Genomic DNA, 6,547 nt, shown 5'->3' with positions numbered 1-6,547 from the left:
GGCTCGTCGTGGACAACGACGAGCAGCCGAGCGCTGCGTCCGCGGTCGCGGAGGCGGCCGGAGGGGACGTACGCGTCGTCTACGTCCACGAGCCGACTCCCGGCATCGCCGCTGCCCGCAACCGGGCTCTGGCCGAGGCCGGGCCCGAGGCGGTCGTCGTCTTCATCGACGACGACGAGCAGCCCTCGGAGAAGTGGTTGCCCACGCTGCTGGCGTGCTGGGAGGAGACCGGTGCCGCTGCCGTCGTCGGCCCGGTCGTCTCCACGTTCGACGCTGACCCGGATCCCTGGATCACGGCAGGTGGCTTCTTCCAGCGGCTGAGGCACTCCACCGGCACCGTCGTCACCACCGCCGCGACCAACAACCTCCTTCTCGACATGGCGCGGGTCGGCGAGCTCCGCTTCGACCTCGGCTTCGGCCTCTCCGGCGGCTCCGACACCGTCTTCACCCGCACGCTGTCGGCTGCCGGCGGCCGGATCGTGTGGTGCGACGAGGCGCCGGTCCACGACCTGGTGCCCGCCGACCGCGCGACCCCGTCCTGGGTGCGTGCTCGGGCCTCCCGCATCGGCAACTCCGACTCCCGCGTGCAGGTCTACCTCGCCCCCTCCGGCCGTCGTCAGCTCGTCCGGCTGCGCGCCACCGCCCGCGGCCTCGTCCGTGTCCTGGGTGGCTCCGCCCGCCTCGTCATCGGTCGGCTCACCGGCTCATCGGCTCACCACGCCCGCGGCACCCGCACCCTGCTCCGCGGCGTCGGCATGCTCCGTGGTGCCTGGGGCTCCTACGTCACCGAGTACGCCCGCTGACCCGTTGACTCGCCGACTCGGCGGGGGAACGGGAGGTCGAAGATCCCGTGGACGTGGCCGGTGACCAGCCGGTCCAGACGCAGCGCGAGCAGGATCGCGGCGAGGGTCAGGAGGGGCACGGCGATCAGGTCGGTTCCCGGGGGCCAGTCGGTGTCACGTCCGGCGAGCAGGGCCGCGGCGGCGGTGATCGGGAAGGCGTGGACGACGTAGATCGGCAGCGTGCGGGTGCCGAGGTGGCGTACGAGACCGAGGGCAGGCACCCGGGCGATCATCACCCCGAGACCGCAGCCGGCTGCCACCGCGAGCAGCCCGAGCATCGGCCGGACGAAGATGACCCGGTCGTCGGCGACGTAGAGGAAGAACCCCAGCACGACCACGTACGCCACCCCGAGCCCGACCACGTGAACGGTCCGCATCCGCGGCACGACCGAGCGCACCGCAGGTGCCGTGCGGGAGGCCAGCACGAAGAAGAACCAGTAGCGGAACGTCTTGTCCCAGGGGACGTCGCCGGTGGAGACGAGTCCGGCGGCGAAGACCGCGGAGCACGCCAATGCGGTCCCGACGACGAGCCACGCGGGCAGTCGTCGGGTCAGCCATCCCATGAGCGTGAACAGGCACAGCGTATAGAGGAACCACAGGTAGACGTTGGGCTCGACCAGCACCCGCGCGACCGCCGCGAACCCACCGGGTGGGGAGTGGGGCAGGAGCGCGCGGAAGGCGACGAGGAGCAGGCACCACAGGACGTACAGGTAGATCAGGGTGAGGCACCGGGTGCGCAGCACCTGCCGCAGCGGGCGGGCGAGCAGCGAGGGGGCGAGGAGTCCGGCGAGGAAGAAGAACAGTGGCATCCGGAACGTGTCGAACGGGTAGGCCAGCCGCGACCAGGGGCCGGCGAGGCCGACCAGGTCGAGGTTGATCACGGCGTGGAAGAGCACCACCAAGATGATCGCCAGGCCTCGCGCGGAGTCGATCCAGCCTTCACGCACGCTGGGGTCCTCCGGCGAGGTAGCGGCGGCGAGCGCGTTGCCCCTGACGGCCGGGCCGCCGTGATGGCCGCGGTTGTGGCTTCGGCGTCGACGGAGCCGGGACGTCGTCCTTGCGCTGCAGCAGAAAGACCCCGAGCGCGAGCGCGAGCGGCGGGAGCGAGCTGATGATCGGGCCGAAGAAGAGGTTCCAGCCGAGCTGCAGGGCGAGGAAGATGCCGAGCGCGGTGCCGGTGCGGTGGGACATGCTCCGGCCCAGGTAGGAGGTGGCGAGCCACAGCAGCCACCCCGACAGCACCAGCCCGGCCAACCCGAACCAGATCCACAGGTCGCCGATCAGCGAGTGCACCTCGATCCGGGTGCCGAACATGTAGTGCTCGACGTAGCCGTTGTCCGGGTCATAGCCCAGGCGAGACATGCCCTGCTTCGCGACCTGCATGTCGGTCGAGGTGGCCATGATGCCGGCGCCGTAGCCGAGCGGCTCGTGCAGCATCAGCGCGACCGCTGCGCCGATCTCGGGTCGGCCGCCGAGGATGAGCGACCCGGCCGCCTGGGTCTGCTCCTCGGTGCGCTGCTGGGCCGACTGGCCGAGGTAGCCGTCCAGGGCAGCGCCCTCCAGGGATCGGTAGAGCCCGAGCCCCAGCGCGCCCACCAGTACCAGCGAGAGCAGCGCCGAGGTGGTCCGCTTCGCCGTCCGCGGCCGGTGCTGCCACAGCAGCAGCACCGCGGTCATGATCAGGAACGCGCTCATCGATCTTGCCCCGGACAGTGCGGTGACCGCGGTGAGCGCCCCGAGCGCGACCATGTCGGCGAGGAGCCGCTTCCGGGGACGCCGCCGGATGAGCATGCAGGCTCCCAGCAGCAACATCGTCGCGGGCATCGAGAACCCGAACCGCCACGGGTCCTCGGCGAACCTGGACCCCATCGTGGAAGTCATGAAGGAGCCGAGGGCGTAGAGGCACACAACGATCCCCGGCGAGAGCACGCGCTGCCCCCACAGCAGCGCCCCGACGCACATCGCGGTCGACACGACCGGAACCAGCTCGAACAGCACGCCGGCCTCGGTCGTCGGGTGGGTCGCCGAGCGCCAGGTGGCGAGCGCCAGCGCTGAGATGAGGCAGGCGAGAAGGAGTACGCCGCCCAACGCCGCACCGCGATAGCGGCTCGCCTCCCGGATCCAGACCGGCGCCAGGGCGGTACCCACCAGTCCGCCCACGGTCAGGCCCCGGACCAGATCGACGTCGGTGCCGGCGAGGAATGCGGCCGTCCCCGCCAGGAGAGCGGTCAGCACCTCCCAGCCGGTGCGCTCGGCGCGCTGCGTGCGCCGGGTGCGCTGGGTGCGGACCCGGACCGCCGTCGCGACGGCCACGCTCAGCTCCCGGCGGCCGGGTAGCCGTGCTGCTGTGCCTGGGGACGTGCGAAACGGGCGAACAGACGGGCGAACCAGCCCTGCTCGGGCTGGCCGTAGTAGGTGTGGGCGGCGGTGTCCCGGACCTGGTTGGCGACGATGCCGAGGCACCGGGCGTCGACGGCTTCGAGGCTGTCGATGGCCTCGAGCACCTGCGGGCGGTGGATCGTACGGCAGTTGGCGACGACCAGGGCACCGTCGGTCAGCCGGGACAGGATCGCGCCGTCGGCGACCGGGAGCAGCGGCGGGGAGTCGAGGATGACCACGTCGTAGGCGTCCCGCGCCTCCGCGAGCAGGTCGGCCATCCGCGGCGAGCCGATCAGCTGCGCGGGGTTGGGCGGGATCTCACCCATGGTGAGCACGTGCAGGTTGGCGTCTCCCCAGATCTGGACGACGTCGTGGAGCTCGGCCTTCCCGATCAGCACCGTGGTCAGCCCGGCCGCGCCCTCGATGCCGCAGTAGTCGGCGACGGCCGGACGGCGCATGTCGGCGTCGACGAGCAGCACCCGCTGGCCCTGCTCCGCGATCGCCAGGGCCAGGTTGATCGAGGTGGTCGACTTGCCCTCGCCGCCGATCGAGGAGGTCACCACCATCGAGCGGACCCTCGAGGAGGCGTCGAGGAACTGCAGATTGGTCTGCAGCCTCCGATAGGCCTCAGCCGCGACGTTGTGCGGGTCGATGGCGGTCACCGCGCCACGCGAGCGCCGCTGGCCCCGGCGCCGGGGGATCGCCCCCAGGAGCCCCATGTCGGTGAGCTGCTCGAGCTCGGCCGCGGTCCTGACCCGGGTGTCGAGCAGGGCACGGACCACCGCGATGGCGACACCGAGCCCGAAGCCGCCGGCGAAGCCGACCAGAGCGGCCAGCCGCGTACGCGGTGCGAACGCCTCCTGGGGCGGGTCGGCGCGGGCGACCACCGTCACCTCGACCGCGGACTTCTTGTTGGAGCTGGGGGAGAGGTTGGTGATCGTGGTGGTGAGCTCGTCGGCGACCGCGTTGGAGAGGTCGGAGGCGCCGGAGCTGGTGGTGGCCACCGCGTCGATCTCGATGATCACGGTGTCGAGCGGGTTCTCGGCGGTGATCTCCTCGGCCAGCGCCTTCGGAGTCGTGTCGAGGTCGAGGTCGTAGATGACCTGGTCGAGCACGACCGGCATCGTCGCCAGCTTGGCGTAGGACTGGACGATGTCCTGGGTGAAGGTCGAGCCCTGGACCAGCTCCTGGGTCGTCGCGCCGCGCGCGATCGAGACGAAGACGGTGCTCTGCGCGCGGTACTGCGGCGGGCTCGCGTGCGCCTGCGCGAAGGCCGCGCCGGCACCGATGATCGCGAGCACCGCGACGATGTACCAACGCTTCCGCAGGGCAGCGACGTAATCGCGCAGGTCCAACAGGTCACTCCATCCGATGTCTTGGCCGGGCAGCTCATCCGTGGCTCACCCGCCGAAGCGGAGCCCGAGGCAATGGGTGCTGCCGTCGAGGCAGGTCCACGGGGCCATCGCACATCCTCACCCGATTTCGGGTATGACAGGGCCGGGTGCCCAACTCGTTCCCCCAAATGGGGGATTGATCTGCCGTCGGTTTCTGGAGCCGTACGTCGATTGCGTAATGTCTGTCCGTCACGTTCGGGGGGTTGGCCGCGTGGATGTGAGATCCGCGCTCGAGAATCGGCAGGCGACTGTTCGAAGGTAGGCAGGGATGGAGACCGCGACGATCCTGGTCGTCTGCACCGGGAACGTACGACGATCGCCGGCGATCGAGGCGATGCTCCGTGAGGGCGTCGGCCAGGTTGGTGGGCTCGCTCGCCACGGCATCACCGTGATCTCGGCCGGCAGCGAGGCGCTCGAGGGCTACGACATGGACCCGATGATCGCCTCAGAGGTCGCTCTCGCCGGGGTCCGGCTGACCAGGCATCAGGCCTATCCGCTCGACGTCGGCGACATCGAGAGCGCCGACCTGATCATCACCGCCGAACGCTCGCACCGCAGCGAGGTCGCCCGGCTGGTGCCCTCCGCGGTCAAGCGCACCTTCACGCTCATCGAGATCGCCGCGCTCGGCGACCTGTTGGGACGCACGGCTCTGGGCGGCCACGGGGGTTCGGAGGCGGATGCGGCCACCCGGCTGCGTACGCTCGTCCAGCTCGCGCCGCTGGAGAAGGCCCGGCGGCGGGTCCGGCGGCCGGCCGACGACGACCTCCAGGACCTGCGGAAGCGGTCCCCGCGCGAGGCCCGGCGGCTGGTGACCGAGGCCCGTGGCCACGTCGAGGCGCTGCTGCGGGTGCTCGAGCCGAGCCTGTCGCTGGTCGCCAAGCCCCAGCGTCCCGCTTCCGCCATCCCCTCGCCCGCGCCCCCTGCCGAGTCCACCCAGCCCCGGTCCACGCACTCCACCCGGTCGGCGGGTTGACCGCGCCCGGTTCACTGCAGCCCATTTGAGGGCAAGTTAGGGTTGCCTACATGAGCCGTCCCGCCAAGCCTGAGACCATCCTCGTCGTCACCGCCACCGAGCGGTTGAGTCCGACGATGATCCGGGTGAGCTTCCGCTCCGAGGACCTGAGTGCCTTCTCGTCGAGCGTCTTCACCGACCGCTACGTGAAGCTCGTCTTTCCTCAAGGGGACGACGCGGTGGTGCGCACCTATACCGCTCTCAACCCCTCGGTCGAGGACGGCACCCTCGACATCGACTTCGTCGTCCACGGCACCGAGGGGTACGCCGGTCCCTGGGCCGCCGCGGCCCAGCCCGGCGACACCCTCGCGGCTCGCGGCCCGGGCGGCGCCTACTCGCCCGACCCCGAGGCCGACTGGCACTTGATCGCCGGTGACGAGACCGCCCTGCCCGCCATCCGCGCGGCCCTGGCCGCGCTCCCCGCCGACGCCCGCGGCTACGCCGTCATCGACATCCCGGCGCCCGGCCACGAGCAGCCCCTCGACCACCCCGACGGCGTCGAGGTGACCTGGCTGGTCACCGGCGGCCACACCCACCACGCCGCCGAGGACGCCGAGGGCCACGAGCAGCCGCTCGTCACCGCCATCCGCGACCTGAAGTGGCTCGACGGCCGCGTCCACGCCTTCGTCCACGGGGAGGCCGCGGTCACCATGCACGGCATCCGCCCCTACCTCCTCAAGGAGCGCGGCGTCCCGAAGGCCGACGTCTCCATCTCCGGCTACTGGCGCCGCGGCCGCACCGAGGAGACCTTCCGCGACTGGAAGCGCCAGCTCGCCGAGGCCGAGTCTGCCTGACCCGAGCAGCCACCCCCGCTGGTCGAGCCGCCGGAGCCGCTATGCGACGGAGTGAGGTGGCCCCGCCAGCGGGGTCGGGAGGGCGCGCCCCGCGCGGGGGGACCCCCCCCCAGCGAGGGGCGCGGC

Annotated in this window: 6 protein-coding genes; 3 read left to right on the top strand and 3 right to left on the bottom strand. The window is 71.5% G+C overall.

What is annotated here, in order from left to right:
• Positions 1-803 (top strand): glycosyltransferase family 2 protein (locus ACFV9G_RS29570; protein ID WP_378733013.1); only part of this gene is annotated, 803 nt, incomplete at its 5' end.
• Here the strand turns inward: ACFV9G_RS29570 and ACFV9G_RS29565 are convergent.
• The 3 genes from ACFV9G_RS29565 to ACFV9G_RS29555 are packed head-to-tail and all read right to left on the bottom strand — an operon-like array spanning position 779 to position 4,576.
• On the bottom strand, positions 779-1,789 hold the full coding sequence (locus tag ACFV9G_RS29565; protein ID WP_378733011.1) for an acyltransferase family protein: 1,011 nt from the start codon (positions 1,787-1,789) through the stop codon (positions 779-781). The two genes, ACFV9G_RS29570 and ACFV9G_RS29565, sit on opposite strands and share 25 nt — an antisense overlap.
• A complete protein-coding gene (locus ACFV9G_RS29560) occupies positions 1,782-3,155 on the bottom strand; it encodes a hypothetical protein (RefSeq protein WP_378733009.1) in 1,374 nt (457 codons plus the stop codon). Before ACFV9G_RS29560 ends, ACFV9G_RS29565 begins: the two co-directional genes overlap by 8 nt.
• Positions 3,156-3,157: 2 nt before the next feature.
• On the bottom strand, positions 3,158-4,576 hold the full coding sequence (locus ACFV9G_RS29555) for a polysaccharide biosynthesis tyrosine autokinase (RefSeq protein ID WP_378733007.1): 1,419 nt from the start codon (positions 4,574-4,576) through the stop codon (positions 3,158-3,160).
• 307 nt (positions 4,577-4,883) lie between these two features.
• On the opposite strand from ACFV9G_RS29555, the gene ACFV9G_RS29550 reads away from it, so the two are divergent.
• On the top strand, positions 4,884-5,588 hold the full coding sequence (locus ACFV9G_RS29550) for a hypothetical protein (protein WP_378733005.1): 705 nt from the start codon (positions 4,884-4,886) through the stop codon (positions 5,586-5,588).
• A gap of 50 nt (positions 5,589-5,638) precedes the next feature.
• Complete coding sequence (locus ACFV9G_RS29545; protein ID WP_378733003.1) at positions 5,639-6,421, top strand: siderophore-interacting protein; 783 nt, start codon at positions 5,639-5,641, stop codon at positions 6,419-6,421.
• Positions 6,422-6,547: the final 126 nt, after the last annotated feature.

The sequence above is a fragment of the Nocardioides sp. NPDC059952 genome, from assembly GCF_042730435.1.
GTDB lineage: Bacteria > Actinomycetota > Actinomycetes > Propionibacteriales > Nocardioidaceae > Nocardioides.
The sequence above is the reverse complement of the archived record's forward strand: the minus strand, read 5'-3'. Positions and strand labels throughout refer to the sequence as shown.

Coding starts and splice junctions, on each gene's coding strand:
- ACFV9G_RS29550 (WP_378733005.1), top strand. CDS start 4,884: ATGGAGACCGCGACGATCCTGGTCGTCTGCACCGGGAACGTACGACGA.
- ACFV9G_RS29545 (WP_378733003.1), top strand. CDS start 5,639: ATGAGCCGTCCCGCCAAGCCTGAGACCATCCTCGTCGTCACCGCCACC.